Origin of the sequence: Flavobacterium chungangensis (assembly GCF_042654045.1) — a bacterium.
Lineage (GTDB): Bacteria > Bacteroidota > Bacteroidia > Flavobacteriales > Flavobacteriaceae > Flavobacterium > Flavobacterium chungangensis.
In genome coordinates, this window is record NZ_JBHSFY010000002.1 from 344,343 (window position 1) to 370,656 (window position 26,314).

Below are 26,314 nucleotides of genomic sequence, written 5' to 3' on the forward strand. Positions count from 1 at the left end.
TTTGGTATGGGGTAAAAGTATAGTATCCCAAAATCGCAGAATTGTACAAATGGAAACTGTTTAAACAAACAGCCAAATATTTTCTTTTTCTGTATCTATATTTTTGAAAAAGATTTGTGGATTCCTGTTTGTGAGCTCTTTAAAGTTTCGAATAAAATGAGATTGATCGTAAAAATCGTATTGAGACAACTCAGAAAAATTCTTGCTTTGCTTTTGTTTAAGGATGGAGTTTCTAAAACGATGAATTTTTCGGTACTCTGAAGGCGATTTGCCAATATGTTTTGTAAAAAGCTTATTCAAATATTGTCTGCTTATTTGATGTTTAAGAGCAATTTCTTCAATCTTTTCATCTGTTTCAATATCGGCAAGTATTTTTTCAATTAAAGAAAAATCTTTTACCTGTAATTTAGAAAGCAGATAGTCTTCAAGCTCCTGACTTTGTTTGTCTTTAGCTAAATCGAAAATTTCAATCATTTTAGCATTAAAGTCGGGCATAAAAGTAAAATCCAGAATAGTGCTTTCTGAAAAAATACTTTTTGAATCTGATAAAAACTGACTTATTCCTAATGGCTTAAAATAAATCGTAACTTCATTTATAAGCTCTTTGTAATGAATTTTAATGGGTTTGGTATAACGAGAAACTACACATGTCATGATATTTTTATCTGGCGATGATTTTATAATGACTTCGTTATTTTGTATTTCAACATCTAAATCTTCATTGGTGGTTAGAATGCAGAAATTATTAGGAAAGGTGAGATATTGTACAGAGCCCGAATTTTTATCTTTTGAAATAAAGTAATATCCTTCAATATATTTTTTTAAAATTTCATTTTTCGGCTGATAAAAATCCAGATTCATTTGTTCTCTTTGAGGTAATTGGTAAAAGGTTTGTTCTTTTGGAAATAGTATTGACAAAACTACACAAAAAAAGCTGCCTGTATTTAAGTAGTTTCTCTTTTGAAGTAGATATCAACTATTCTTTATCATAAGTGTTTCTTTGCTCTTCCATCTTTCTCTTTACTTTCATCCTCATCAGATCTATTATTTTCTTCATTCAAAACCAGATTAATGCTGTAGCCTGGTTTGGCATTTCTATTAGGGAATGATCCGCTGGAGGTAAATCAATATCTAGATCTTCATATTGTCTTCTGTCATTTTGAAAGTATTGGTCTTCCTGTCCATTCTTTTCCTTTTCATCTTTACTCCTAATAATTGATTTTTAACGGTGCCTTATTTAAGCTGCCTTATTTTTTTAGCGGTAAATTATAATCATTTTTTTTATTGAAAATCAGTTAGTTATTTTATTTTAACCTTTTTTAGCGATGCGTCTTACTTACATTTTATGTATGTATTTATTGTAATTTCTTGTCAACTCTAAAGCTGGTTTATTCTTTTTACCGTTCTTTTATTTTGTATAGCGGTTTATTTTGGTTAAATTGTATATCCAAAAAAAAATTTATGAAACAGTTACCTCTATTATTAATTCTCGGCTGTATTTTTATCTCGTGCGAAAACAAAAAAGAGCAGGAACTGCTCAAGAGAGAAAAGGCTTTAATTTTAAGGGAAGAAGAATTTGAAAAAAAAGAAGCTGATTATAAAGCACTACTGTCTATGCGTGACAGCATCTTTGCATTAAAAGATACGGTCAGTAATGATAATCTATTAATTACAGAATGGCCCGAATCACTTAAAGGTTTAAAAAATAGTAAGATGCTTTGTAGAGAATCAGACTGCAGCCAGTATGTTATAGGGGACCAGCGTAATGAAACGTGGGAATTTGTATCTGATTCCACTGGAATATATACAAATGTCATAAATAATAAAAAACTTGTTCGGGTATTTAAGGCAAAATACCTGAAAGATAAAATAATGCTTGAATTCAGCAGTGACAGTGTTTCTAAAAACAGAGTAAAAATGACTGTTGTACTTGATGATGTAAAAGAAAATATCGTTAAAGGCACACAGACTATTACCGGACAGGATAACTGTTCTGCCAGATTCTCGGTGGAACTTACAACTCCTCAAAAAAAATAATTTATGTTATTAAGTATACAGCACGTCAGCCTTCCTATTGAAGATCCGGTACTAAAATTCCTTATCGAACTCATCATAATTTTATGTATTCCTCTTTTATTGAATAAAATAAAAGTGCCACACCTATTGGGGCTTATTATAGCTGGTGCAGTTATTGGTCCAAATGGATTTAACGTTCTTGCCAGAGATAGCAGTGTAGTGGTAACAGGTACCACAGGTCTGCTTTATATAATGTTTCTTGCTGGTCTGGAGATCGATATGGGGGACTTTAAAAAAAATAAATGGAAGAGTATTACTTTTTCACTCTATACCTTTATTGTGCCATTTGCTCTCGGGCTTATAGGTGGTTATTATATACTCCGCTTTTCGCTTTTAAGCTCAGTATTATTTGCCAGTCTTTTTTCATCACACACCCTTATTGTATATCCGATGGTAAGCAAACTAGGAATCGCTAAGAAGCTGGCTGTAAATGTTACTGTTGGCGGAACTATGATTACAGATGTGCTTTCGCTCCTAGTGTTGGCTGTTGTAGTGGGTATGTCACAGGGAGAAGTCGGAACTTCGTTCTGGGTCACACTGTCTGTTTCGATGCTGGTATTTGCTTTAGTAGTTTTGCTTCTTTTCCCCATAGTAGCTCGGTGGTTTTTTAAGAATGTCGAAGACAAGATTTCTCAGTACATTTTTGTTATTGTAATGATTTATCTTGCTGCTTTATTGGCAGAATTAGCAGGAATAGAAGCTATTATCGGAGCATTTTTTGCTGGTCTTGCCCTAAACAGGCTGATACCGCACACTTCATCACTTATGAACAGGGTAGAATTTGTAGGAAATGCTATTTTCATTCCATTTTTCCTGATCAGCGTTGGTATGCTGATTGATTTTAATGCTTTTATCCAGAGCTGGGAAACGCTAGGAGTAGCTGTAATTATGCTTATAGCTTCAATAGGAGGGAAATATGTGGCTGCTTTTTTAACTAAAAAGACATTTAATTTTACAGATGATGAAGGCAAGCTTATTTTTGGAATGAGCGCAGCTTCAGCAGCGGCAACACTTGCTTCTGTAATGGTAGGATATAATATTATCTTATCTGTAAATGAAGCGGGAGAGCCTGTCAGACTTTTAAACGAACATGTGCTTAATGGCAGCATTCTGCTTATACTAGTTTCGTGTACGGTTTCATCATTTGTGTCAATGGCAAGTGCCCAGAGGATTGCCGATGCAGATAGAGAAGAAACCGCGGCAGGTGAGGGTGATGAAGAAGAGAAAATTCTGCTGGCTGTAAATCATGAGCATACGGTTGAGAAAATGGTTAATCTGGGACTTCTTATAAAAAGCAGAAGTAATATAGACAACCTTTTTGCACTCAATGTGATTAACGAAGATAAAAGTGAATCATCTCAAAAAAATGCAGAAAAACTACTGGGTGCGGCCGTAAATATGGCAGCGGCGGCTGACGTAAAACTAAATCCGATAACTAGGCATGACAATGACGTAATTGCAGGGATTAACAATGTGGTGAAAGAACAAAATATTACGGACCTGATTATCGGTCTTGAAGAAGAAAAAGGATTTTCATCTTCTTTTATATATAATCTTTACAACGGTTATCTGCAGAACAAGCATATAAATTTGATTATCTATCATGCAGTCCAGCCCGTGTCAACTATTAAAAAATATGCTGTGCTGATTCCTGCTAATGCAGAAAAAGAACCGGGATTTTTCCATTCTTTATTAAGAATTTGGAATATCGGAAAAAATTCGGGAGCAAAAATGAGTTTTTACGGAAACGAAAAAACTATTATTGTATTAAAAAGTATCATTAAAAAATCTAATATAGAAGCTGTTTTTAATCCTGTAGCTTCATGGCAGGAAGCCGAACAGACTGCAGGAAGTCTGGAAGAAGACGAAGCACTTATTATTTTAATGGCCGACAGAGGTATGTATTCTTATTTTCCTCAGATGAAAGAAGTGCCTGAAATTTTAAATAAAAAACTCAGCAATAACAACTATATATTAATTTATCCTTTCTCAAAAATTGACAATACCGTTACAGAAAAAAGAGCTGTAAGCAACCTTGATGATTTTGCTGATATCGGGAAAATTATTGGCCGAATTTTTAAGTAAAATTAGTTTCGCTTATATTGAAGGAATTTAGAGATAACCACAAAATGGTTATCTCTCTACTTTGTGTCTTGTAAGAATAAATAGGAGGCAAGATGTAATTTAACTTTAAACCCAAAGTCTGGATTATCAAGTATATTTTAAATAGTCTTTTTTTCCTGGCTTAGTGGCAGAGTTACAGTAAATTCGGCTCCATCATTCTCCTGTCCTGCAGCAGTGATAGTTCCGTTATGTCTTTCGGTTATTTTTCTGCACAAGGCAAGTCCCAGTCCGGTTCCTTCGTAATCGTCTTTGGAATGCAGTCTTTCAAAGGCATTGAATATTCGTTCCGCATATGCACTATCCAGCCCGATACCATTATCTTTAATTACTATCTGGACATGCTTTTTACCCTCATACTCTACAATTTTAGATGTTATTATAACTCTTGGAGGTTCATCTGCTTTAGAAAATTTTAAAGCGTTGTGTATTAGATTGTAAAATAACTGGTGTATTAAAATAGGAGCTCCTTCTATTTCAGGTAGTTCACTTGTAAAAAGGATAGCATCTTTTTCTTGTATGATAAGTTCAAGATCGATTTTTATGTTTTCGATTATTTCATTAAGATTTATTTTCTGAATCTGCTGAATTGATTTGTTGAGAGTCGAATAAGCTAATGTACCTTCTATTAAGGTCTGCATTCTCTCGGCAGACTGATCCACTTTATCACTATATTTTTTTATATTTTCAATTTTTTCAGCTTCAATTTCTTTTTTTAATAAACCGTTAAAAATTTTGATTTTTCGTACAGGTTCTTTTAAGTCATGAGTAACCATATTGGCGAAATGAATTAGATTCTCGTTTGATTCTCTAATCTCTTTAGTGCTTTCTTTGATTTTTTGCTGAAGATCTTTTTCAAACTTTCTCTGATCGCTAATGTCCTGTATAATTCCGATGATGCTAGAAGCATTTCCATTTTGATCTTTTATGATTTTTCCGTTGACTTTTACCCATCTTTCCGATTTATCATCATTTATGATCCTTGCCTCATAAACTATTTTTCCTGTAGTTAATGCGTCCTGATGTGCTTTTTCCCTTATTGGTAAATCCTCTGGGTGCATTCTTTTGAGAAGCATTTCAGTGTCTGATGCTTCATCTACAGACCATAATTCATTAAAATTTCCAGAAGTAACAGTTTCTTTAGTAATTAGATTTATTTCGTAAGTTCCCATTCCAGAAGATTCAACCGCTATGCGGAGTCTTTCATCTGAGCTCTGTATCTTCTGTTTGATGTTATGTAAATCTGTTATATCGGTTCCATTTTTCAACAGACCGTAAATATTTCCATCTTTACCATAAAGAGGTGTAAAACTGTAATTGAAGTAATGCTGCATTACTTTTCCATCAATGATTAAATCGATCAGCTTATCCTTTGCATAAAATGGTATCCCTGTGTTTAATACTTCAAGAGCTTGGGTCATTATCTCGTGTCTAGGTGTTTCAGGAAGTACGTCAAAATACTTGTGTCCAATAACCTCATTTCCTTTTCCCCAAATAGAGATCATCGCAGGATTAGCGAGCTCTATTTTTAGATCAGTTCCAATTAAAACAGCTATAGGAAGAGGTGTGTTGTCCACAATGTTTTTTAACAGCGATACATAATCATACATGGCGGATATTTTTTTGGTGTTTACAAATTTAGAATCAAACAAAGTGGAGAAGTTACATCTACGCCAGTTAATATTTCATAATTTCAATTAAGAAGAAAAACTGCTAATTTATACATTTAGCAGATTTTTATATTTGATATAATGATGATTAGTTTTTAAAGAGAAATTTTGTTCTGTTAGAGTATTGGAATACCCATTAATATTTAAACCTAAACACAAATATACTTTTACGGCTGAATCTTTAATTTCAAATATCTCATTCGAAATATTATAGACAGCTTCAACTGAAACTTTTTTTGCGGAAAGCATATCAATTTCATCTAAAAATGAGAATAACAAATAGGGTAAAATTCAAAGAAAACTCTTTGTTAAAAGCCATTAACAGCATTAAAATTTTCAGTCGCAGTATGAAGGAGAGCTTCCTTCTCATATACTGCGGTATAGAGCATCTTTTTCTGTCGTGCCAGTGTCATAAGGTTATTCAGGCCAGCGTTCAATTTATTGTTCTTTAATGTTCGAAGGATTTCTTGCTGCTCTATTTCTTTTTGATCAAATAGATGAAGTTCTTTAAGCGACTTATAGTATTCAAGTGAGGCATTTTTAAGAGATTCACCTTTTGGAATGCCTTCAGTAGAAAGCTTTTTTATATCATCAATAAGTAAGTCAAACTCTTTACGCTGCTGATCAACAGCTACTAAAGCTCCTTTGTAATCCTCTTTTACTAGACAATTAAGCTTTTTTTCTCCTGGACCTTCTTTTCCAATAGTAATTTCAAAAGCCCTACGTTCCCATTGATTAGTCAACTCCTTAAAATCGGCTGCATTTGAGGATCCACAGGAACTTGTTATTATAAATAAAAATGCTGTTATATAAATGCCAAATCTCATCATAATGATAGTTAATTGATGTTACTTTTAATTCTGAAAATTATTTCTTTAAAAAACTTCAAAATGACTGAAGCAGAAATCTAAACTTTACGATCTTCTGATACTAATTTACATATTATTAAAATCGTATGAAATAAAATAATCTAAATTGAACATCATTTTGTAAAATCTCATTCAAATAAAAAGAGAGAACCCCGAAAAGTTCTCTCTTTTTAAAATTTTCACTTATACTATTTGTTTTACTTGAACCCGCCTGATACTTCTACAGTTTGTCCTGTAATTATTTTTGATTCGTCTGAAGCAAAAAATACGGCCATATTTCCGATATCATCAGGCGTAGCCATTTGGCCTAAAGCGCTCCGTTTTACAGTTCCCAGAATGACATCTGAATCTAAACTGGCTCCTAATTTTGCAATACCCTCTGTAAAAACTCCACCCGGTCTAATAGAATTGACTCTGATGTTCTTCGGCCCTAGTTCTTGTGACAGCGCATAGGTTATAGAATCAACAGCGCCTTTTGAAGCAGCATATACCACAGAGTAAGGTTCTGGTCTAGTGCCGGCAAACGAACTGATGTTGATAATGCTTCCTCCATTTTCATCAAACAAAGGTGCGGCTTCTTTTGATGCTAAAAGAACACCAAGCACATTTATGTCAAATGTTTTTCGATATGATTCTTCTGTAAATGATTCTAGCAATTCAAATTCATAAATACCAGCATTATTTACCAATGCATCCAAACGGCCATACACTTTTATTGTTTCCTGAAAAAGTTGTTTTACATCTGCCAGTATAGATATGTCTCCTTGCACTGCAACAGCGCTACCACCAGATTTGGTTATTTCAGCAACAACTTCTTCTGCGCCTTGTCTGCTTGAACTATAATTTACTACCACTTTGGCTCCAGACGCAGCCATTTGTTTTGCAACACCAGCACCAATTCCTTTAGATGCACCCGTTATTACGACCACTTTGTTTTCTAATATTCTTTTCATTTTTTGTTTATTTATTTTTTGATTTTTATACTGATTTCGGAGCTCCTATAAACATATATTTGTCACGAAGAAATGCTGTGATCCATATTAGGGACAACGGTACCGCCGGATTAAGCATTGAACCATCATGTGATAATTCTGTTGCCATTGCTCCAGCAAAATAGCAGGAAAGCAGGATAAAACCAATGCGCATGGTTTTGGGAAAGATAAACAAGACCGCAAAAGTCATTTCCAATAAACCGAGAGCCGTCGCTGCATGAGGCAGATTGAATTTTACGAGTCCATTAACGGACCACGGAAGCTGGATGGCTTTCATAAGACCGCTTAAAATTACCATCACAGTAGTTAACACGAGAAGCGTGGTTGCCAGATATTTTTTAGTTTTCATCGGTTTTTAATGAAATTAATTAGCAAGTTCTCTAACTTCTATCATGATAAAATGCCCGATACGATTCTTTATCAGCCATTTTTCATTATGGTTTACATATTCGTCCTCATATTTAACGCTGTATTCTGAAAGAATATCTTTTCCTTCCACTTCTCTAATCATTTTTAATTGAGAGAAAGAAATGCCCGAAGCAGTATCTCCATCGATTTTTACTTTATGCTGTCCATTCAATGTAAAGTAAGTTTTTACATGTCCAGCATGCTGATTGAATTCTTTTTCCATGTTTTCTCTTTGCGAAACCGAAGAAACTAAAGCTCCATTCATATAAACTTTATAAGTAACATCTGGAGTAAATAAATCCATTACCTCTGAGATTTTTTTTTCGTCACCTAGAGTAGCGTAATCATCGATTAGGTTTCTTAATTCTTCTTTTGCTTTTAGATTTTCTAGTGTCATGATTTTATTATTTTTAAAATTATTTAGCAAAATTAGAGTACATTTGCTTACAATTTGTTAGTCGTTACCAAAAGGTTAGTGACTTCTAAAATGATAGTTATGTCAGAATCAAAAGAAAAAAAGATCGAAAACAAGGAATTTACGGAAGAATGCAATACTGTACTTATGGCGGTTTCTGATGCATTATATGCCATTGGAGGGAAATGGAAATTGATGATTATCATTGCAATGGCGAGAGGAAATAAAAGATTTACAGAAATTCAAAGACAGGTTACTGGGATTTCTGCAAGGGTTCTTTCGAGTGAGCTTAAAGAATTAGAGCAAAACGGTTTTATACTTAAAAAAGTGGCTGTGGGATATCCTGTAAGTATCGAATATGAACTGCTTCCTTACAGCCAAACTTTGGAAGAAGTTGTGGGAGCTATGACTAAATGGGGGATACAGCATAGGGAAAAAATACGAAATGAAAGTAAAAAACAATAAGCGCAATTAAAAAAGAAAGAGAATTCAATTGAATTCTCTTTCTTTTTTTAAGCTTTTAATCAATATAATCAGTTCAATTTTTAATGAGTTTTTCTCGAAAAGCTAATTCCATAGAATCTTACTGTTTATCGCAATAAGACCTTTTATGGTAATTAAACTTTGATCAGTATCTGAATTAAGAAAAATGTAACCTTGAGAGTTCATCAAGACTAAGGCATCCAGCAGTTTTGCCTGATTTTCCCTTTCAGCAGCGCTATTATTAGTAAATTTCGAAATATTAGGCACTGCTGTCACAAGCTTTGTTAACTCTTCAAAAGTGCAGCCCATGCTATATTTTTCAGCTAGTATCCTAAGGATTTTTACAAAAAAAACAGAAGATGGTTCCATATATAATCGCTTTAATGTTATATACGAAAATTGATTCTTTTTAGATTATTCTTATTACTCCAGTTAAATTGAATTTATACTTTCGGATAAAAATGCCTAAGAATTTGATTTGGCGTTTTAATAACTTCTTTACCGATTGCGTCAAACCATTTTACTTCTTTTACTACTTCTGCACAGCATTCGTTTTTGGAGTTAAAAAAGCAACTTTTAATATTGATTTTATCTTCTATATAACAATGCTTCATTTCAACTAAAAAATGTTCTGTAAACATCAGGTTTTTATGGATGATTAATTCATGATTTCCTTCCTGTAGACCTAAATGCATATAATTAAGCTTTTCTTTGGAAAACCCATTGTGAAACAAAAAATGGTATAACAATCGGACCGTATAAGAGATATATGCGGTATCTTCCATAACCATATAATCATTTACATCTTCTCCGGTAACAACATAATTTTTACAGATCATTTTTAATGTGATTTAAGGTTAAAAAAAGAGACCGGCGTAATAAGTTTACCGGTCTCCAGAATGTTAGTCATGTTTAGTACGCTTGCAAATCTGAATAGATTCGATTCTTAAAAGAATTATTTAACCAATAAGAAATTGTAATTAATCTTTATTTTGTCAGCAATTTTCTTTCTGACAAGACTTGTTATTTCAATATCAAAATCTTCAGGTTTTGCTTCAAATGTGCCAATAGCATTAACACCATTTGGAGCTTTGGAAATTTTTACAATTACAGAGACTGGTTTTGTTTTTCCGTGAATAGTAAGATCTCCTTTTAAGGTGAAATTTTTAGGAGAACTTGTAATTTTTGAACTATCAAAATCTTCAATTTTACCTTTGAAAGTCGCTTTTGGAAATTTTTCAGATTCCATATAATTTTCATTAAAGTGCTCTTCCATCAGCGCTACTTTAAACCGAAAACCTTTTATAAGCACCAAACTGGCAAAATCTCCTGTTGTTTGATCTAGAACTGCTGAGACTGATTTGCTTTCGGCAGCAACTTCTTCGTAAGAAGGCATTGATGCCTGAAACTTTATATTTCCTGTTTTTGTAATCAGTTTTTGTGCGGTTCCTTCGTTATTCGCAATTATAATAAGCAGTAGCGCAAAGAAATTAATAAATGATTTTTTCATAATAATTAATTTTCTTTTAGACCATCGGTGTTCCATTTTACTATTAGATCAATATTAGCCTGAGCCATTCTTCCGCCTTGAGGCATAAGTCCCTGCTGACCGCTTTGAAGTTGGATTCTCCCTAATAAACCAGCACTTTCTACAGCAGCCTTTACCTGAGCAAAAGTAGTAAGTGGTCTAAAAGCTGCAGACCTTCCGCTCGAATGGCAGCTTATACAGTTGGCGTCAATAATAGATTTCACATCTTTACTGTAGGTAACTGCAGTTGTTGGGTTTGTCGGATTCGTTGGATTCGTCGGGTTTGTTGGATTTGTTGGAGTAGTAGGTTGTGGTTCGATATCCTGCATTGTATCAGAATCGCTGCAGCTTGCCAGTACAGCCAGTAAAATTGTAAGTACGATTGTTTTTTTCATGATTTATTGTTTTTAATTGTTAGAAAACTCTGTATAGATTAAAGCCAAAGAAGAAATCTCCTTTACCCCAGTCGCCAGAAGCATTGGTAAGGTATCCGCTCTCACTCATAGATTGTGAATTGGTAAAGATTAATTGAAAAACGTGTCCGCCTGTTTCCACATCAAGACCTACAGACAACGGATTTTTATAAAAGTCAGGTTTGTCAAAATTGTGCATGTATTCTAAATTGACAGATAATCTTTTCGTGATTTTATAGCGGCCGCCACCTCCAAAAGAAAACTGATTGTCCCTTTCGATATCAGGAGTGTAAAGGTTTTTGTGTATAAAAGACGGTACTAATTCTAATGAGAATTTTTCACTGATTTTTCTAGATATTAAAACCTGTTGCACATACGTCAGACGATGTTTAAATTCTAAACCTGGATATTGGTCTTTTTCTAAAAAAGTATTAATATCTGCAACGCTATAACCTACAATGTCCAGCGGAAAATTATCGTTTTGTCGTGCTACTCGATACTTCAATCCGGTTTCATACATTTTGTTTAAAGTATGTCTCGAAAGGCTGACAGATAACCAATCTGTAACACCATAGATTCCTCCAAGTTTTGTGGTTGCATTGTCAAGTCCAAAAAAACTGTCAAAGCCATCTTTTACAGTCCCAAAACGATGCGAAACCACAAAATAAAATTCTTTTTTAGCAGGCATTTTTGTGGTCTGTAAGGTTACCAGCTGTAAAGCTTTAAAAGTAGCTGTAGAATAGCTTTCTTCTGTTTGTGTAGAATCAAGACTCTTCAATAAATCATCCTGAGAATAAGCCATTGTAACTAAAAACAGGCAGAACGGAACTAGAATTTTCTTCATAAATTAATTGTTATTTGTTTGGTTTATTTAACAGTGCATTGGTCTATTTTGACTTCCATAAACAGTTCGTCATATCCAATGCATTTGCCTTTAATCGTCATTTTGCTGTTGGTCATTTTGTCTTTCAATTTTTCTTTAAAAAGGCAGAAGACAGTATTTTCAAGTATAATTACAGAGTCGGTTTCTTTGGTTGCCTTACCTGTTATTTCAATAGTTTTGTTGAGGTATAGTGAATCTGCTTTTTTAGGATCTGCGTTATAATCTTCAAGAAGTTTTTTGGCCGTTACGCTAAAATCTGGCGCTTCAGATGCTATATTACGGGCTTCTTTAAAGACAACTCCATAATAAAAGTAGATGCCAGCAGAAACAATTAGTAGTAATACCGCGGTTACAATTGCTATTTTTTTTCTTTTCATATTTGGTTTGTATTGGTGATAAATAATAATCAGTCAGCGTTTTTTTTTGCCTGATGGCCTTCATCCCGTATTTTTTTTCGATGCTGAATGCCAAAATCCCGTAATGATTTGATAATAGGCTCAAGTGATGAACTGTAATCGGTTAATTGGTATTCGGTTTTAGCGCGGCTTTGATCATCCGTTTTCTTTTCGACAAATCCGTTTAGTTCCAGTTCTTTCAACTCTTCGGCTAAAACTTTGGATGTGATTTTCTGCACTTCTTTTTTAATTTCAGAAAACCGTTTGTTGTCTTCCATAAGCGTCAGGATTATTGGAATTCTCCATTTTCCGTTAATGATGTAAAGAGCATCCATGATGGGCACTATTTCAGATTTGCATTTTGATGCAAATTTGATCTGCCGTTTATTAGATGTTGCATTTTCTTTTGTATTCATACTTAAAACTGTCTGAAATCAAATGATGATTCTATAGTGAAACAGCCTTAGTAAAGATTACCCTACCAAAGAATTGCGATTTTTTGAAAAAAAAAATAAAATGTAGAATAAGAGTTTAATAAAACTCTTGGAGAAAGGATATTAAAATGAACCCATTGGGTGTAATTCATGTTTTTTTATTCAACACATAGAAACATAGATTTTATTTAAAAAAAGGAATTAAAAAGAAACCAGTTTCTAACACATAGCCAACTATGTTTGTTTTAATAAAGTGAAACGCCTTTGTCGGTTTCCTAAATCTATGTTTCTATGTGTTTGAATTAAATTGGATCCAACGAGTTAAAATGAAATTCTAAAACTCAGATTTGGAGTTCTTTGCAGTGAAAAAGTGTCCACTTCTTCGATAGAATTGGTTAAAGAATTAATTCTGTAATATTCACTGATTTCATTTCTTCTGTTTAGGATATTTAAGATTGAGATTCCTATTTTGTATTGAATTCCGCTTTCGGTTTCCCACTTGTAAGTTGAAGAAAGATTAACCTGCGAAAACATATTCAGATTACTGTTGTTTGGTTTGTTGTAAACCAGTACAGGATCAGAAAGATCAATTTGAGATAAATCTGGAGATGTTTTTGGTCTTCCTGAAGTCCATTTTGTTCCTAAAGCAATCTTGAAATTGTTTTTCTCATAAATTGCCGCCCACGATAAAGTGTGTGTCAGCTCAAAGTTGTTGGGAAAACGAGGATATTCATAATTAGTAAAATGATAATTGTTTTCATTGTAAGTATAACTTAACCACGTAAGAAAGTGGTTTATTTTTTTCTGAATTAGCATTTCTGTTCCCCAGATTTCATAATCTCCTGTAGTTCTGACAAATTCCAACTGATTCTGAAAACCTTGGCTAGAGGTTGTTATTCCGGTTACTTTTTTATAAAAGTTTTCGATGTCCAAAAGCCAGTTGTTCTTTTGATAGAACAAATTTAAAGATAGCTGTCTGCTTCTTTGAATAGGAATTGTGCCGTTATTCGAGACAATCCAGCGTCTTTTTTCTATGCCAAAATAATCTTTCTGTAGATCAATAATCTGCTGGGAGTTTTGACTTTTGAGTTCGCCGAGAAGTTCTAAAGTGACACTTTTATTAAGTCCGTAACCCAATTGAATTCTAGGCTCTGCAATATATTTTTTGAATTTTTCGATATAATTAAGCCGCATTCCGCCCTTAAAATATACTCGGGAAATGGTATCATTATATTTTCCTTCTACAATTAAAGCATGAGTTCGTAGTACGTCTTTTACTTTACGATAAAAATCAGGATTCGTTACCTGCTCTAAATTAGTAATGCCAATTTCATTAAATTGATATCCGTCGCTGAAACTAAATTTAGAGTTTAGGATATGATTATTTTCTAAATTAACGCCATTGTTGTTTACGGTATTTTCCTGAATAACAGTCTGGTTTTCGTAAATTGACTTTTGATCGGCTAGAAGTTCGTACGAAGAATTATAAACATTAATTTTGGTCGTGTTGAATTTATTCCAGTTTCTTTTCCATAACAAATTTGCACCGTAGTTCTGTTGGCGTAAAACATTGGTTTGCGATTTGTTTATATTGTATGAAGCAGCACTTTTAGTAACTTCCAGATTATCCTTTATCGTTATTAAATCAAGTGTGATTTGATCTTTGAGCCCTATTTTTTGCGCGAATTTTACAGTAGCGTCATAAAAGCCAAATTTTTTATCACTTTTATAATTAAGATTTTGGTTCTGCGAAAAATCGGTAATGGTAGTATTTTGAAATACTTTATTGAAATATTCTTTATAAGTAGGAGTTTCTACAAAATCGGTAATCGATTTGCGTGCTGAAATTTCGATATAACTTTTTTTAGAAAGATTATATTTTCCATAAACATCAGCATTAATCATGTTGATTCCCGCGCTGAAAGAGTTTTTTTCGGCTTTTTCTGGAGTAGAAGAAATCGCGACTACACTTGAAACGCTTTCTCCATAAAAGGCAGAACTTCCATTTTTATAGATGGAAATGGTATGTCCCAGATTTGGATTGAAAACAGATATCAAACCAAAAAAATGTCCTGTTTGAAACATTCGTATTCCATTCCACAAAAATAAATTCTGATCGTGCGTGCCACCGCGAACGTTGATGCTTGATACACTTTCGTCCAAACTGTTTACCCCCGGAATCTGCTGCATGGTCTGCAACGCGTCGGGTTCAATAAGGCCGGGAAGTATACCAAATTTTTTCGGCTTAATTTCAAGAGATCCATCAGTGTTTTTAGAAATCCCCGAAGCCAAAATGGCATTCGTTTTAATTTCGTGCAATTCTGTAATTTCAGGTTCTAATAGGATTTGAATGCAATCTTTAGTCTTTGTATTTCCTGCCGTAATTCTTTTTGAAGCAAAACCAACATGACTAATTACAAAAGTGTTTTTGTTTTCTTTATTAAACTCAAAATAACCTTCTGAATCAGTTGTAAAGTGACTTTTATTATTTAAACTGATGTTGGCATTTTCGAGAGGCTTTTTATCAATAGAAGATAAAACATAGCCGCAAATCATTTCAGAAATAGTATCCTTTTTATAGATATTGATGAATTTGTTGCCTATATTTTCAAAAGACAAATGGGTTCTTTTTTCGAGATATTCCAATTTTTGTTCTAATGAAAATGATTTCTTGGGAGGATTTAATACGAGACCTTCAATATTATCTTCGGTATAATTAAAGTTTACGCCATGTTGTTCTTCAATATCAATTATTATTTTTTTAAAAGGCACAACTTTTCCTTTGTCTTGAGCAAAAATATTCAGGACAAGAAAAAAGAGAAAAAACAAAAAATGAAATTGTTTGGGGCGGAACATTTATTTTTCGTCAAAAATTATTTTGTTGTTAGAAACTTTTCTAGCTTCTAAATGATAAGTCGTACTAATAATCTGCAAAGCTGTATTAAGATCTTTTGCAGGCAGTTTTCCTGTAAACAGAGAGATAGTATCTTTGGCGTTTAAATCGATTTTAATATTGTATTGCCTTTCAACTTCATCTAAAATAGTTCGTATATTTTCTTTATAGAAACAGATTTGATTATCCATCCATTCTGGCTGTGACGAATTTACAGTCCTTTTTACCTGTTTTCCATTTTCAAATCGAACACTTTGTCCGTGAGTTAATAAAACTTGAATGTTGTTATAATTTACTTTGACACGGCCTTCATAACACACAACATCAAACCTGTTCTTTCTGGCTTTAACGTTAAACTGAGTTCCTAAAACTGTTACTTTTCCAAGATTGGTCTGCACTTGAAATTTTCTGCCCTTTGCAACTTTAAAATAAGCTTCTCCTTTAAGTTCCAAATGTCTGTTGTTGTTCCAATTCCACTTTTTATAGTGTATTTCAGAACCTGAATTTAAAACCACTTCAGAATTATCGGGTAATGAGAAAGTAGTCTTTTTTCCAAAATCGGCAGTTTCGGTTTGAGGCACAAAAACTTTCATCGCAAACGTAATTCCAAGGGCGAGAACAAATATGGCAGCGGCTTTAAATGCCCATTTTTTGTAAAGTGGCACTACTTTTGGCGCTGTTTTTTTCTGGCTTAAAATAGTAGATAACATAGCATTTTCATCCAAATCGCCTGTTTCTAGATGAGCGGTATAGTTTTTTATCTTTTGGTATTTTTCAAAATCGGGGCTTGCCTCAAATGCGGCCAATTCATCCGGAGATAATTCGTCGTTGAGCCATTTTGCCAATAAGCGATCTTTTTTCATTGTATCGTATTATTTAATTAAAACAATTAGAACTAAATTTACCCTACTTTTTATAAGTCAATTTCTTTACGTAAGCTTAACAGAGCCAAATGGATGCGTTTTTCTACTGCCTTTACGCTAATATTGAGCTCTACGGCAATTTCACTATATTTTTTGCCATCAATTCTGTGCATCAAAAAGGCAATGCGCTGTTTTTCGTTTAAGTTTTCGATGGCTTTTAAAAGTTTAGCCTGAAATTGTTTTTCTTCCAGAAGATATTCCGGACTCTCATTGGTCTTATCCAAACCAGTGAAGTTTTTTTCATATTTCAAAACCACTTTCTGGTGTGCAATCTGGTTGAGACTGCTGTTATTTGCGATCGTGTAAAGGTATGATTTTGCTTTTTCTAAAGGTACAGAAGCACAGTTCTGCCAAAGCTTTACAAATGCTTCTTGGGTTATATCTTCTGCTTGTTCTGCGTTTCCAAATTTGTAAAAAAGAAAATTCCGAAGTGCTTTTACATGACTTTTGAAGAAAGACGAAAAAATGATTTCATCACAAGTATTAGATTGGTTTTGATCTGGCATTTAGAGTTTCAATTTTTTCAGCGTAAAAGTATTTGTTTTTAATTTAAGTAGGGTAAAAGTAGAGATGATTGTTTTATAGAAGAATAAAATGCTATTGGTTTTTGATAATTTAGTATAGATGAAAATTATCAAGCCTTGCTGTTAGGTTATTAAAAAACAGTTTCTTTTAAAATTTATTACCTTTGTAAAAATATAAATATGTTCCTTTTGAAAAAATATTTATCACTTGCAGTTTTCCTATTGTTACTGTTTTCCTGTCAAAGTGAAGTAGACGAGCAAAACAATAATTCGCAGGGAACCATTACTACTGTTTCTCCGCTTACAACTTATTTGCAAAGGGTTGCTATGGTTAGAACTGTACAGGATAATATGATTGACGGATCTAGTTATTGTACTATAAAACTCCCTTATACCGTTACAGTAAATAATGAGCAGATTGCAGTAAACGCAATTGCCGATTATCAAAAAGTTTTGGATAATATCAACGCAAGCAATTATGATGATGATATTGTAAAAATAGATTTTCCTGTAACGATGGTATATTATAATTACATCGAAAAACTGATTCCAAATCAGGCAGATTTTGATTCTTTGATTGATTATTGGAATCTCTATCCAGATCTTTTATCCAAAATCAATGGTCTGAATATCAATTATCCGATAACAATCAATAGCTATAACAGCCTCAATCAAGCAGCGAGTTCTCAATTAATAGTAAGCGATCAGGCCTTTTTTAATTTTATCAAAAATTTAAATGAAAGCCAGTATATCTCTCTAAAATATCCTATTACAATTGCAGATTACAATAATCAGACAAAAACGATTTCAAATAATCAGGATTTCGAAAACGCTATTAAATATGCCATAGATTATTGTCCAGAAAATAACCTTGTAACACTAGATTTTGCTGCAACTATTACAAAAGGTTCTTGGGAAATACCCTATTTTTACGATGGTGCCGTAAAGACTTCAAATTACAGCGACTATACATTTGTATTTAAAACCGATCAATCTGTAGTTGCCACCAAAAGTGGAGTTTCAGAAACGGGCCAGTGGGAAAGTTCAGTCCAAAATGGTGTCAGAGAAGTTCAAGTAATTTTCAATGCAGGAGTGCTTTCTAAATTAAATTTCAACTGGAAGCTGTTTGAATTTAATAATTCTCAGATACGATTGCGAGATATAAATACAACAACTAATTATCTCTATTTTCAAAAAAAGTAAATCTCCAAGTCCACTTTTTTGTTTTGCTTAGATGATTTATAAATTGCTAGCTATGTTTGTTTTAAATAAGCGAAACGCCTTTTTTAAGCATCTCAATTCTATGTTTCTATTTGTTTAAAAATAATACTCAGAAGATCACTTTTTTTTCTTTCTTCCCAACCAGATCAGAAGTCCGGTAATGGGTAATGTTGCCGCAAATAAACAAACGATAAAAGCTAAAATTTTGGTTGGATAACCATAGATGCTTCCGGTATGAATTGGGTAAATTAAGCGTCGTACTTTATCGCCATTGCTAAAGGATTCATAAGGTCTTATTTTCAAAAGTTTACCTGTGTATTTGTCAAAATAAGCCATACTTGAAATATTCGGAATAGATTTTTCAAGATTCAATTTAATAACCATTATACTGTTTATGGTATCAGAAGGAATTCTAATCTGTGTATCTCCTTTGTATTTATAAATGTTTTCTGTTTTTGAAAGTATGTTTTGATAGAAAAAAGTTTTATCCAGTTTTGGATCCACTTTTGTCGGATTTTCAACTTTAGCCGAAGGTTTTTTTGCTGTTCCATCTGCCAGTAAATAGATACCGCTTTCAAACCATTTGAAAGACCAGGTCAATCCGGTCAAGGATATGATCAGAAGAAATAGAAAGCTGTAGAAACCAAAATTAGAATGAAAATCCCAATTGACTCTTTTAAAAGAGGCATTCCATTTTATGGTCAATCTCTGCTTTAAGTTTTTTATTTTTTTTGGCCACCATAAAATTAGCCCCGAAAGCAGCATAAAAACAAAAATGAGACAGCTGCAGCCTGTAATAAATTTTCCCACTTCTCCTAGGATCAAATGACGATGCAGATCTAGTACTACAGAGAAAAACCTGCTTTTTTCAGGAATGGTTGCCAGTACTTTTCCTGTATACGGATCTACAGAGAAAATCTGATCTTTTTTATCGGCATCTGTTCCAGAAATAATTACTGTTCTTGCTGGGTCTTGATACGTTTGAATTCGGTCTAATTCTGTAATGCGATATTGTTTCGCAATAGAATTAACGTAAAGGTCAACAGGCATTTTTTGGGTTCCAATATTCGAAACTTTATAAAATTCAGGATTGATAAAAGCGTCGATTTCTTCTTCAAAAACTAAAATGCTTCCAGTAAGGGCTACAATAAATACAATAAGCCCGGACGTAAGTCCGAGCCATAAATGTAAAAAGCCAATATTTTTTTTAAATGTTTTATTCATGTAAAGAGGCTGCGAAAAATATTTTCAAATATAACTAAAGCTTTTTTAAAAGGAGTAGCCAAGAGTTAAAAGCCAGTTAGAAGGCGCTCCAGGGAACAAACGGATATAATCATACCCTCCAACCCAATAAGTTTTGTTTAGGATATTATTAGCGTTCAGCTGAATTTTAAATTTATTGATATTGTAATAAAAAGCAGCATTAAACAAGGTATATCCAGGAAGAGTTTCTGTAGTAGTCTGGCTCATAGTACGCGTTGTTGCAAAATTAGATCCCATTGCAATTCCAAAATCTTTTAAAGCGCCATTTGTAAAATTATAACGAGTCCAGATGTTACCCTGCTGTCTTGGAGTATTTGCTTTTTGTCTTCCAACTTCAACTTCAATCGGACTTTCTGTAATAAAAGCTTCATTATAACTATAAGCGGCAGAAATACTCCAGTTACGCGTAATATTTCCATTCAAATCAATTTCGATACCTTTCGATTCCTCCTCACCAATAGATCTCATTAAATCGGGATTTGACGGATCATTAGCTGGATATAACGTGTTTTTTTGCTGTATTTTGAATAACGCAACAGTCACAAAAAGTTTTTCTTTGAACCAAGATGATTTCCCTCCAAATTCAACCATATTACTTTCTAACGGATTAAATGGACCTCCCGAATTTGGATTTGCCAGAGTAGACGCCGTTTGAGGATTATAACCCTGAACGTAAGTTCCGTATAAGTTGATGTTTGGATTAAGTGTATAAGTAAGACCAAAACGAGGCAAAAACGAATGCTGTTTTACTTTTGTTTCTGTGGCTTTTTTGTAATTTACTTTATCTGAATATTCGTCGTAACGGATACCAATTAAAGCCTGAAAAGCACCAAATTTAATATGGTCCTGAATATAAACTCCATACAATGAATAATAGGTTGGATCAACTTGTCGCGCTACATAAAAATATTTACTCATATCTTTTAATTGCTGCGATGCAAATGGATTAGTCAAATCAAAATGAGCTACGTTGGGCACTGGATTTCCTTTAGAATCCAACAAATAATTCGCTTTATTTGCAGGATTATAAGTTGCGATAAAGCCATTGTTGGCAGCATTTCTGTAACCGCTTGCCGTTAATTGCGATCCGCCTGCCGGAACCTCCTCCTGAGCATAATCAAAACCTGCAATTAAATTATGGTCTAAAGCACCTGTTTTGGCCTCATATTTAAAGAAAGTAGAAAGATTATCAATATAGCGCTTGCGTTTACGCTGAAAAACCTGCATTTCGATTGCGGTTGGAATTGTCGATCCGTCTCCAGCAGAAGCATATTTATTGGCACCACGGTGCTCTAAGAGATCCTCATTATAGCCCGTTCTGATGTAAGATCCTGAAAACGATAAACGGTCTGAAAACTTATGATTTAAAGAGGTCGTAACGATATAGGTTTCCTCTTTTAAATAGTCATTTGTTGAGTTTAGCGAATTTGAAGTTTTTGTAGAATAGAGATTGTCTTCGTAAGTAGACTGTCCACGATCCAAATTTCCATTGGAACTGCTGTAGATCAAATCAAAATTTACGCTTGTTTTATCATTTGGAAGAAAAGAAAGGGAAGGAGCTACAACAATATTCTTGTCATATTGCAAATCCCTAAATGAATTGGCATTTTCGTAACCTAAATTCAAACGGTATAAAAGCGATTTATCTTCTGTCAAAGGCCCTGTAAAATCAGCTAAAGCTCTTAAAGTATTAAAACTTCCAGTAGAAAAACTCACGCTATTTGCTGCCTGATCTAATGGTTTTTTAGTCACACGATTTAAAACCCCTCCAGGAGAAGCATTTCCAAACAAAGCAGATGATGGTCCTTTTAAAACTTCTACACGTTCCAGATAATTTGCTAGAGGCTGTTTCCAAAATCCTGTAGAGGTTCTCATACCATTTAGCAATTGCGTATTGCTTCCTCCGTTTATTCTAAAACCTCGAATGGAAATATCGTCGTAAAAAGTAAACTGGCTTACCCCGCTGAAATTTTTTACCACTTCGCCCACACGAATTGCGCCCTGATCGGCTATTAATTCTTTGGTAGCATAAGAAACGGCCTGAGGCAAATCTTTTAAAGCGATTTCCGTTTTAGCTCCGATAAAAGATTTGGTATTTCTATATGATTTTTCTTTTCTCCCTGTAATTTCTACAGTCTGCAGTGTATTGATGTTTTCTTTTAAAGTAATAGAAATATCAACATTTTCATTTTCATGCAGTTCGACATTTTTTTCTTCCACTATAAATCCCATTGCAGAGATATAGACTGTATAGTTTCCAGAAGCAAGATTTGTAATTTCAAAGTTTCCTTTGTCATCAGAAACAGTATTTTTTTTAAGGCCTTTTATAGATATAGAAGCATAAGAGACAGCTTCGTTATTTTCGGAAACAATTTTTCCAGTAATTTTAGCATTTTGTGCCAAACCAATATTTATAAAGGCGAGCAGTAATAATAATGAGAAAGTTAATTTCATGGCGGTTATTTATTTTTAGTCTGCAAATCTAAAACTATTTAGACTAAATACAAATAAGATTTTTTTAACCTAAATTTTTAAATAATAGATTCATTGCCTGTAACCTGATTTTCTAGTTAACTATATTTTTTTATTTTTATCCTAATTAAAACAAAAGACACTAATTGAATTGATCTCTATTTTAAGTTTTAACTATTTTGTTTTCAGTGTTTAAGATGGTTTAAGATGTAAAGAAACTTTATATTTTGTTTTTATAATCAAAGAAATAATTTTGACAATTAAAATCTTAAAAAAAAACACCAAAAGCAGTTACCTTTTAGTAACTTAATTTTAATAAAATATTTGCCATCATATTAAAAAAACAACCATTTTTTGAATGCCTGCTTTTATTTTAATATACATAAAGTATAGCTATAAGGATGCCAGTTAATTTTTTTTGATCGTTCCAAGTTCGTTATGGCTATTCTTTTTATTGCGTAAAATATTGCAGGAAATTAGCTTACTCAATCATTTCTGTAAAGAATAACAGTATATTTGATTGTTCAATAAATTATTAAAAAACAGGCAATATAAATGTTTGAGCTGGATAGAGAAAAATATTTAGGTAGTACTAAAAATATATTTAATACAAATCAAGGCATATCCGTTGTCGAAACAGAATATAATAATAAAGTTTATGAGGGATGGCACTCTCACAATAATGCACACATAACGCTATTCTTAAAAGGAGGAACAACTGAGAAAAGAAAACACTTCTCTGAAACTGTTGGTTCGGGTTCTTTGTTATTTTACCACAGCGATGAGCTGCATTTAAACCAAAAAACGATTTTTCCTTCACGAAATATTAATTTGGAAATCGAAGAAAATCTTTTCAAAGAACTTGAGATTAATGAAGCTGTAATTGAAAAATCGATTCAGAACAGTGCATTAGCCAAATTTTTAATTCTAAAAATTTTTAAAGAAACCCAGACTCCTGATCCGTTTTCCAGCGATACGATTAAAATGCTGTTTGCCCAATTATCCAATGCTAATGAACATTTAGAGCGATTTGAAAAAAGTCCGTTTTGGGTAAAAAGTTTAAATGAACTGCTGAACGACTGCTGGAATGAAAACCCAAACTTACAGGATCTGGCGCAGGTTTTACAATTAAACCCGATTACAATCTCAAAGCATTTTCCTAAATACTTTGGCTGTACTTTAGGCGAATACATGCGGCGCATTAAAATTAATCGTTCACTATCGCTAGTACAATCCAACGAAATTAATCTGACCGAAATTGCGTTTGAATGCGGATTTGCAGATCAAAGCCATTTTATCAGAACTTTTAAAGCTCAAACCGGATTTTTGCCCAAACAATTTCAAAAATTATAATAGAGGCAAATTTCATTCTATTTTTTGTTTTTAATGCGGGATACTTTTGCCTCATCATTAATTATAAAATAAATCAAATGGAAACCCTTACCAGAAAACAAAAAATATTCAATTTCCCTGTAGTCAAAATTATTCTTGCTTTACTTACTTTTATGGCGGTTGTTATTATCGGTCAGCAGATTGCAGTAAAATTACTATCCCTAACATCGCTTGACAAAGACTACAGAAACCTTTTAAAAGGTCTTTTTGTTTCTTCAGCATGCATTTGCAGCTATATTCTTTTCTTTAAGAAATACGACAAAAGAAGTATAACAGAATTTGCGACAAAAGGACTTGTCAAAAATCTAACAATCGGTATTCTGACAGGTTTTGTTTTGCAGTCGTTTACTATTTTAGTAATGTATCTTAACGGAAATTACAGCGTTGTAAAGATCAACCCTGTATCGTTTATTCTAATTCCTTTTGCCATAATGTTTACAGTGGCCATTATCGAAGAAATATTAGTGCGAGGTATTATATTTAGAATTGTAGAAGAAAAATTAGGGAGTTACATTTCTCTTACTATTTCTTCGGTGTTATTTGGCGTTTTTCACCTAGCAAATCCTCATGGCACATTAATTTCTGGAATATGTATCACAACTGCGGGTTTTATGTTGGGCGCTGCTTTTATTTACAGCCGTAATTTATGGATGCCAATTGCTTTACATTTTGCTTGGAATTTTACGCAGTCTGGTATTTATGGAGCTGTAACATCTGGAAATGAGAAAACAAGCAGCTTGCTGGAAGCAAAAATACAAGGTCCAGAATTTATAACTGGAGGTGAATTTGGCCCAGAAGGATCAATTCAGGCAATACTTTTCTGTGCTCTTGCAACTGTTGTATTGCTGATTTTATGCCAGAAAAATAGAAAAATAATAAAGCCTTATTGGAAAAGAAATTAGAATTTGAAAAGCTATAATCCAGTACCTTGAAATGGAAATGTTAGCAACTTTCTTTTTAAAATAACCAACTATTATAAAAACAATAATTTATACCGGTTATTGTCACCCCTAATTTATCATATCTTTTATGAATAAACTGATTTTGTTATTTTTTACAGCTTTAATTAACAGCATTCTGATGGTATTAAAGCAACAATTATTTTAAATTCTAAGCTACACAGGAAAACCAGAAAAGCATTCATACTCATTACATTATCGAGACTAAGAATTCTTTATAGTATTCCAAACGGCAATAAAGTATAGACCTCCAAAATCAAATGATTCTGGAGGTATTTTTTTCTCTCAAATCCTTTCTACATCAATATATTGTTATTAGAACATCAAAAGTTACCTTTACTTGTACCGCCATTTGACCAGTCAATGGGAGGATGTACTATTAAAATGTTTATATGAATAAATTTGAAACCATTGATTAATAATCTAGTGTTCCAGATAAAAATGACCAGAGAGGAATAAAAAAAAAATAATAAAGCATTGATTTTCAATGTATTTTTGTATATTTTTGTAAGGCATTTTTATATTATTGGTGTTTTTAGAATATATTAGGAATTGTTTTTTGGAGATGCTGCTTATTATATGAGATGCTTTTTATCGCTTTATAGCATTACAATTTTTTAATAGTATAGAATTTTGCCAGTTGGTGCAGATTTTCATTTAAATGAATATATAGGAATGACAATCTTAATTTATATGATCATAGATTAAATCTAAAGCATGTTCCTTCTGTAAACTTTATTCTACGCCCATTTAACAAAAACAATTACAGCATTTTTTTCCTTGCTCCGTTTTTTTTAGTCATTCTGTATTTTTAGTATTCCTATTTTGAATCTGCTATCAGCCAGACCCTATAAAAGCCTTACGATTAAAGCAGTTCGCTTTAATATTCTCTACCGTATTTTACACTCTGAAAGTTAATTTTAAAGACGTTTGTCCAAATTGGTTTTAGATGCCTGATTTATATATCTACGATCTTAACAATTCGATTATTCCAGTAAAAATTTTACGGAGGCATCAGTTTTCGTAAGTTGACTGACATGTCCTTAAGTAAAATATAAAATATGAGTAAAAATATACTTTTCTGTATTGTTCTATTGTCGAATTATATGGGTTATGCGCAGCAAGATGCGCAGTATACGCAATATATGTACAACACGATAAATATAAATCCAGCCTATGCGGGATCCCGTGGAGTATTAAGTATTTTTGGGTTGCATCGGGACCAGTGGGTAGGTTTGGATGGAGCTCCAAAAACAAATTCAGTTTCTGTAAATACACCTATAAACGGCAGCAATATTGGGCTAGGAGTGTCTTTGGTCAATGACAAAATAGGCCCCACAACAGAGAACCAGTTTTCAGTCGATCTTTCTTATACGGTGCCTACTTCAGATACTGGAAAACTCTCATTTGGGATAAAAGGAACGGCAGATATCTTCAATTTAGATGTAAGCAAGCTAAATCCTGCAGATCAGGGCGATCCTCAGTTTCAAAACCTGGATAATGATTTTTCTCCAAATATTGGAGCAGGTATCTACTGGCATTCCCCAAAAGGATATATCGGATTTTCGGTTCCGAATTTTATTCAGACCAACCGTTATGATGATAATGATGTTGCGATCTATAAAGACAAAATCAATTATTATCTAATGGGGGGATATGTTTTTGATTTTTCCCAAGAAGTAAAGTTTAAACCGGCTGTTTTAACCAAAATGGTTGAGGGAGCGCCCCTTCAGCTGGATGTTTCGGCTAATTTCTTATTCTTTGAAAAGCTGACTCTCGGCGTAGCATACAGATGGGATGCAGCGATAAGTGCCATGGCCGGATTCCAGATTACACAGGGGCTCTATATTGGCTATGGCTATGATAATGAGACGACCAGATTAAGAAACTACAATTCAGGTTCGCACGAGATCTTCCTGCGCTATGAATTCTTTTCTAACAAAAGTAGAATTACAACCCCTCGTTTCTTCTAAAAATAAG

Annotated in this window: 25 protein-coding genes; 7 read left to right on the plus strand and 18 right to left on the minus strand. The window is 33.2% G+C overall.

The window, feature by feature from the left end; translation table 11 throughout:
• Positions 1-60 precede the first annotated feature (60 nt).
• Entirely contained in the window at positions 61-861 is an 801-nt protein-coding gene (locus ACFO3N_RS04540; protein ID WP_379795554.1) for a helix-turn-helix domain-containing protein, read from the minus strand.
• Between the two features lie 600 nt (positions 862-1,461).
• Between ACFO3N_RS04540 and ACFO3N_RS04545 the strand changes: the two genes are divergently transcribed.
• Both ACFO3N_RS04545 and ACFO3N_RS04550 read left to right on the plus strand, forming a co-directional pair.
• Positions 1,462-2,037: a hypothetical protein gene (locus ACFO3N_RS04545; protein WP_379795556.1), complete on the plus strand. Its 576-nt coding sequence runs from the start codon at positions 1,462-1,464 to the stop codon at positions 2,035-2,037.
• A 3-nt stretch (positions 2,038-2,040) separates the two neighbouring features.
• Positions 2,041-4,161, plus strand: a complete 2,121-nt coding sequence (locus ACFO3N_RS04550; protein WP_379795557.1) for a cation:proton antiporter — start codon at positions 2,041-2,043, stop codon at positions 4,159-4,161.
• Positions 4,162-4,298: 137 nt separating this feature from the next.
• On the opposite strand, the gene ACFO3N_RS04555 is transcribed toward ACFO3N_RS04550, so the two are convergent.
• The 5 genes from ACFO3N_RS04555 to ACFO3N_RS04575 all read right to left on the minus strand — a co-directional run bounded on the left by ACFO3N_RS04555 (position 4,299) and on the right by ACFO3N_RS04575 (position 8,533).
• Positions 4,299-5,807 (minus strand): ATP-binding protein, encoded by a 1,509-nt coding sequence (locus ACFO3N_RS04555; protein WP_379795559.1) that lies wholly within the window; start codon positions 5,805-5,807, stop codon positions 4,299-4,301.
• 368 nt (positions 5,808-6,175) lie between these two features.
• Positions 6,176-6,697: a hypothetical protein gene (locus tag ACFO3N_RS04560; RefSeq protein ID WP_379795561.1), complete on the minus strand. Its 522-nt coding sequence runs from the start codon at positions 6,695-6,697 to the stop codon at positions 6,176-6,178.
• Between the two features lie 236 nt (positions 6,698-6,933).
• The gene (locus tag ACFO3N_RS04565) at positions 6,934-7,689 is read right to left on the minus strand and encodes an SDR family NAD(P)-dependent oxidoreductase (protein WP_379795563.1); all 756 of its coding nucleotides are present in this window, start codon (positions 7,687-7,689) and stop codon (positions 6,934-6,936) included.
• 25 nt (positions 7,690-7,714) lie between these two features.
• Positions 7,715-8,077 carry a DoxX family protein gene (locus tag ACFO3N_RS04570; protein ID WP_379795566.1) on the minus strand — a complete coding sequence of 121 codons (363 nt, stop codon included), beginning with the start codon at positions 8,075-8,077 and terminating at the stop codon, positions 7,715-7,717.
• A 15-nt stretch (positions 8,078-8,092) separates the two neighbouring features.
• Entirely contained in the window at positions 8,093-8,533 is a 441-nt protein-coding gene (locus tag ACFO3N_RS04575) for a nuclear transport factor 2 family protein (RefSeq protein ID WP_379795568.1), read from the minus strand.
• A 99-nt stretch (positions 8,534-8,632) separates the two neighbouring features.
• Between ACFO3N_RS04575 and ACFO3N_RS04580 the strand changes: the two genes are divergently transcribed.
• The gene (locus ACFO3N_RS04580) at positions 8,633-9,016 is read left to right on the plus strand and encodes a winged helix-turn-helix transcriptional regulator (RefSeq protein WP_379795570.1); all 384 of its coding nucleotides are present in this window, start codon (positions 8,633-8,635) and stop codon (positions 9,014-9,016) included.
• 102 nt (positions 9,017-9,118) lie between these two features.
• Here the strand turns inward: ACFO3N_RS04580 and ACFO3N_RS04585 are convergent, their stop codons facing one another.
• The 10 genes from ACFO3N_RS04585 to ACFO3N_RS04630 all read right to left on the minus strand — a co-directional run bounded on the left by ACFO3N_RS04585 (position 9,119) and on the right by ACFO3N_RS04630 (position 17,009).
• Positions 9,119-9,403, minus strand: coding sequence for a hypothetical protein (locus ACFO3N_RS04585; protein ID WP_379795572.1), 285 nt, complete (start codon positions 9,401-9,403; stop codon positions 9,119-9,121).
• 74 nt (positions 9,404-9,477) lie between these two features.
• Positions 9,478-9,873, minus strand: coding sequence for a hypothetical protein (locus ACFO3N_RS04590; protein ID WP_379795574.1), 396 nt, complete (start codon positions 9,871-9,873; stop codon positions 9,478-9,480).
• Between the two features lie 116 nt (positions 9,874-9,989).
• Complete coding sequence (locus tag ACFO3N_RS04595; RefSeq protein WP_379795576.1) at positions 9,990-10,544, minus strand: YceI family protein; 555 nt, start codon at positions 10,542-10,544, stop codon at positions 9,990-9,992.
• Between the two features lie 5 nt (positions 10,545-10,549).
• Positions 10,550-10,957, minus strand: coding sequence for a cytochrome c (locus tag ACFO3N_RS04600; RefSeq protein WP_379795578.1), 408 nt, complete (start codon positions 10,955-10,957; stop codon positions 10,550-10,552).
• 19 nt (positions 10,958-10,976) lie between these two features.
• Positions 10,977-11,819 (minus strand): DUF5777 family beta-barrel protein, encoded by an 843-nt coding sequence (locus ACFO3N_RS04605; protein ID WP_379795580.1) that lies wholly within the window; start codon positions 11,817-11,819, stop codon positions 10,977-10,979.
• A 23-nt stretch (positions 11,820-11,842) separates the two neighbouring features.
• Positions 11,843-12,235 carry an OB-fold protein gene (locus tag ACFO3N_RS04610; RefSeq protein ID WP_379795582.1) on the minus strand — a complete coding sequence of 131 codons (393 nt, stop codon included), beginning with the start codon at positions 12,233-12,235 and terminating at the stop codon, positions 11,843-11,845.
• Between the two features lie 29 nt (positions 12,236-12,264).
• Positions 12,265-12,669 (minus strand): winged helix-turn-helix transcriptional regulator, encoded by a 405-nt coding sequence (locus ACFO3N_RS04615; protein ID WP_379795584.1) that lies wholly within the window; start codon positions 12,667-12,669, stop codon positions 12,265-12,267.
• Between the two features lie 339 nt (positions 12,670-13,008).
• Positions 13,009-15,516: a TonB-dependent receptor gene (locus tag ACFO3N_RS04620; RefSeq protein ID WP_379795586.1), complete on the minus strand. Its 2,508-nt coding sequence runs from the start codon at positions 15,514-15,516 to the stop codon at positions 13,009-13,011.
• A 27-nt stretch (positions 15,517-15,543) separates the two neighbouring features.
• On the minus strand, positions 15,544-16,443 hold the full coding sequence (locus tag ACFO3N_RS04625; RefSeq protein ID WP_379795588.1) for a FecR family protein: 900 nt from the start codon (positions 16,441-16,443) through the stop codon (positions 15,544-15,546).
• 50 nt (positions 16,444-16,493) lie between these two features.
• Positions 16,494-17,009: an RNA polymerase sigma factor gene (locus tag ACFO3N_RS04630; RefSeq protein WP_379795590.1), complete on the minus strand. Its 516-nt coding sequence runs from the start codon at positions 17,007-17,009 to the stop codon at positions 16,494-16,496.
• Between the two features lie 198 nt (positions 17,010-17,207).
• Between ACFO3N_RS04630 and ACFO3N_RS04635 the strand changes: the two genes are divergently transcribed.
• Positions 17,208-18,230 (plus strand): hypothetical protein, encoded by a 1,023-nt coding sequence (locus ACFO3N_RS04635; RefSeq protein ID WP_379795592.1) that lies wholly within the window; start codon positions 17,208-17,210, stop codon positions 18,228-18,230.
• A gap of 135 nt (positions 18,231-18,365) precedes the next feature.
• Here the strand turns inward: ACFO3N_RS04635 and ACFO3N_RS04640 are convergent, their stop codons facing one another.
• Together ACFO3N_RS04640 and ACFO3N_RS04645 are read right to left on the minus strand one after the other, a co-directional pair.
• Positions 18,366-19,472 carry a PepSY-associated TM helix domain-containing protein gene (locus tag ACFO3N_RS04640; protein WP_379795594.1) on the minus strand — a complete coding sequence of 369 codons (1,107 nt, stop codon included), beginning with the start codon at positions 19,470-19,472 and terminating at the stop codon, positions 18,366-18,368.
• A 45-nt stretch (positions 19,473-19,517) separates the two neighbouring features.
• A complete protein-coding gene (locus ACFO3N_RS04645; protein WP_379795596.1) occupies positions 19,518-21,965 on the minus strand; it encodes a TonB-dependent siderophore receptor in 2,448 nt (815 codons plus the stop codon).
• Positions 21,966-22,538: 573 nt separating this feature from the next.
• On the opposite strand from ACFO3N_RS04645, the gene ACFO3N_RS04650 reads away from it, so the two are divergent.
• From ACFO3N_RS04650 to ACFO3N_RS04660, 3 genes are all read left to right on the plus strand, one after another.
• Positions 22,539-23,336: a helix-turn-helix domain-containing protein gene (locus tag ACFO3N_RS04650; RefSeq protein ID WP_379795598.1), complete on the plus strand. Its 798-nt coding sequence runs from the start codon at positions 22,539-22,541 to the stop codon at positions 23,334-23,336.
• A gap of 77 nt (positions 23,337-23,413) precedes the next feature.
• Entirely contained in the window at positions 23,414-24,277 is an 864-nt protein-coding gene (locus tag ACFO3N_RS04655) for a CPBP family intramembrane glutamic endopeptidase (RefSeq protein WP_379795600.1), read from the plus strand.
• Positions 24,278-25,395: 1,118 nt separating this feature from the next.
• Positions 25,396-26,307, plus strand: coding sequence for a PorP/SprF family type IX secretion system membrane protein (locus tag ACFO3N_RS04660; RefSeq protein ID WP_379795602.1), 912 nt, complete (start codon positions 25,396-25,398; stop codon positions 26,305-26,307).
• Positions 26,308-26,314 lie beyond the last annotated feature (7 nt).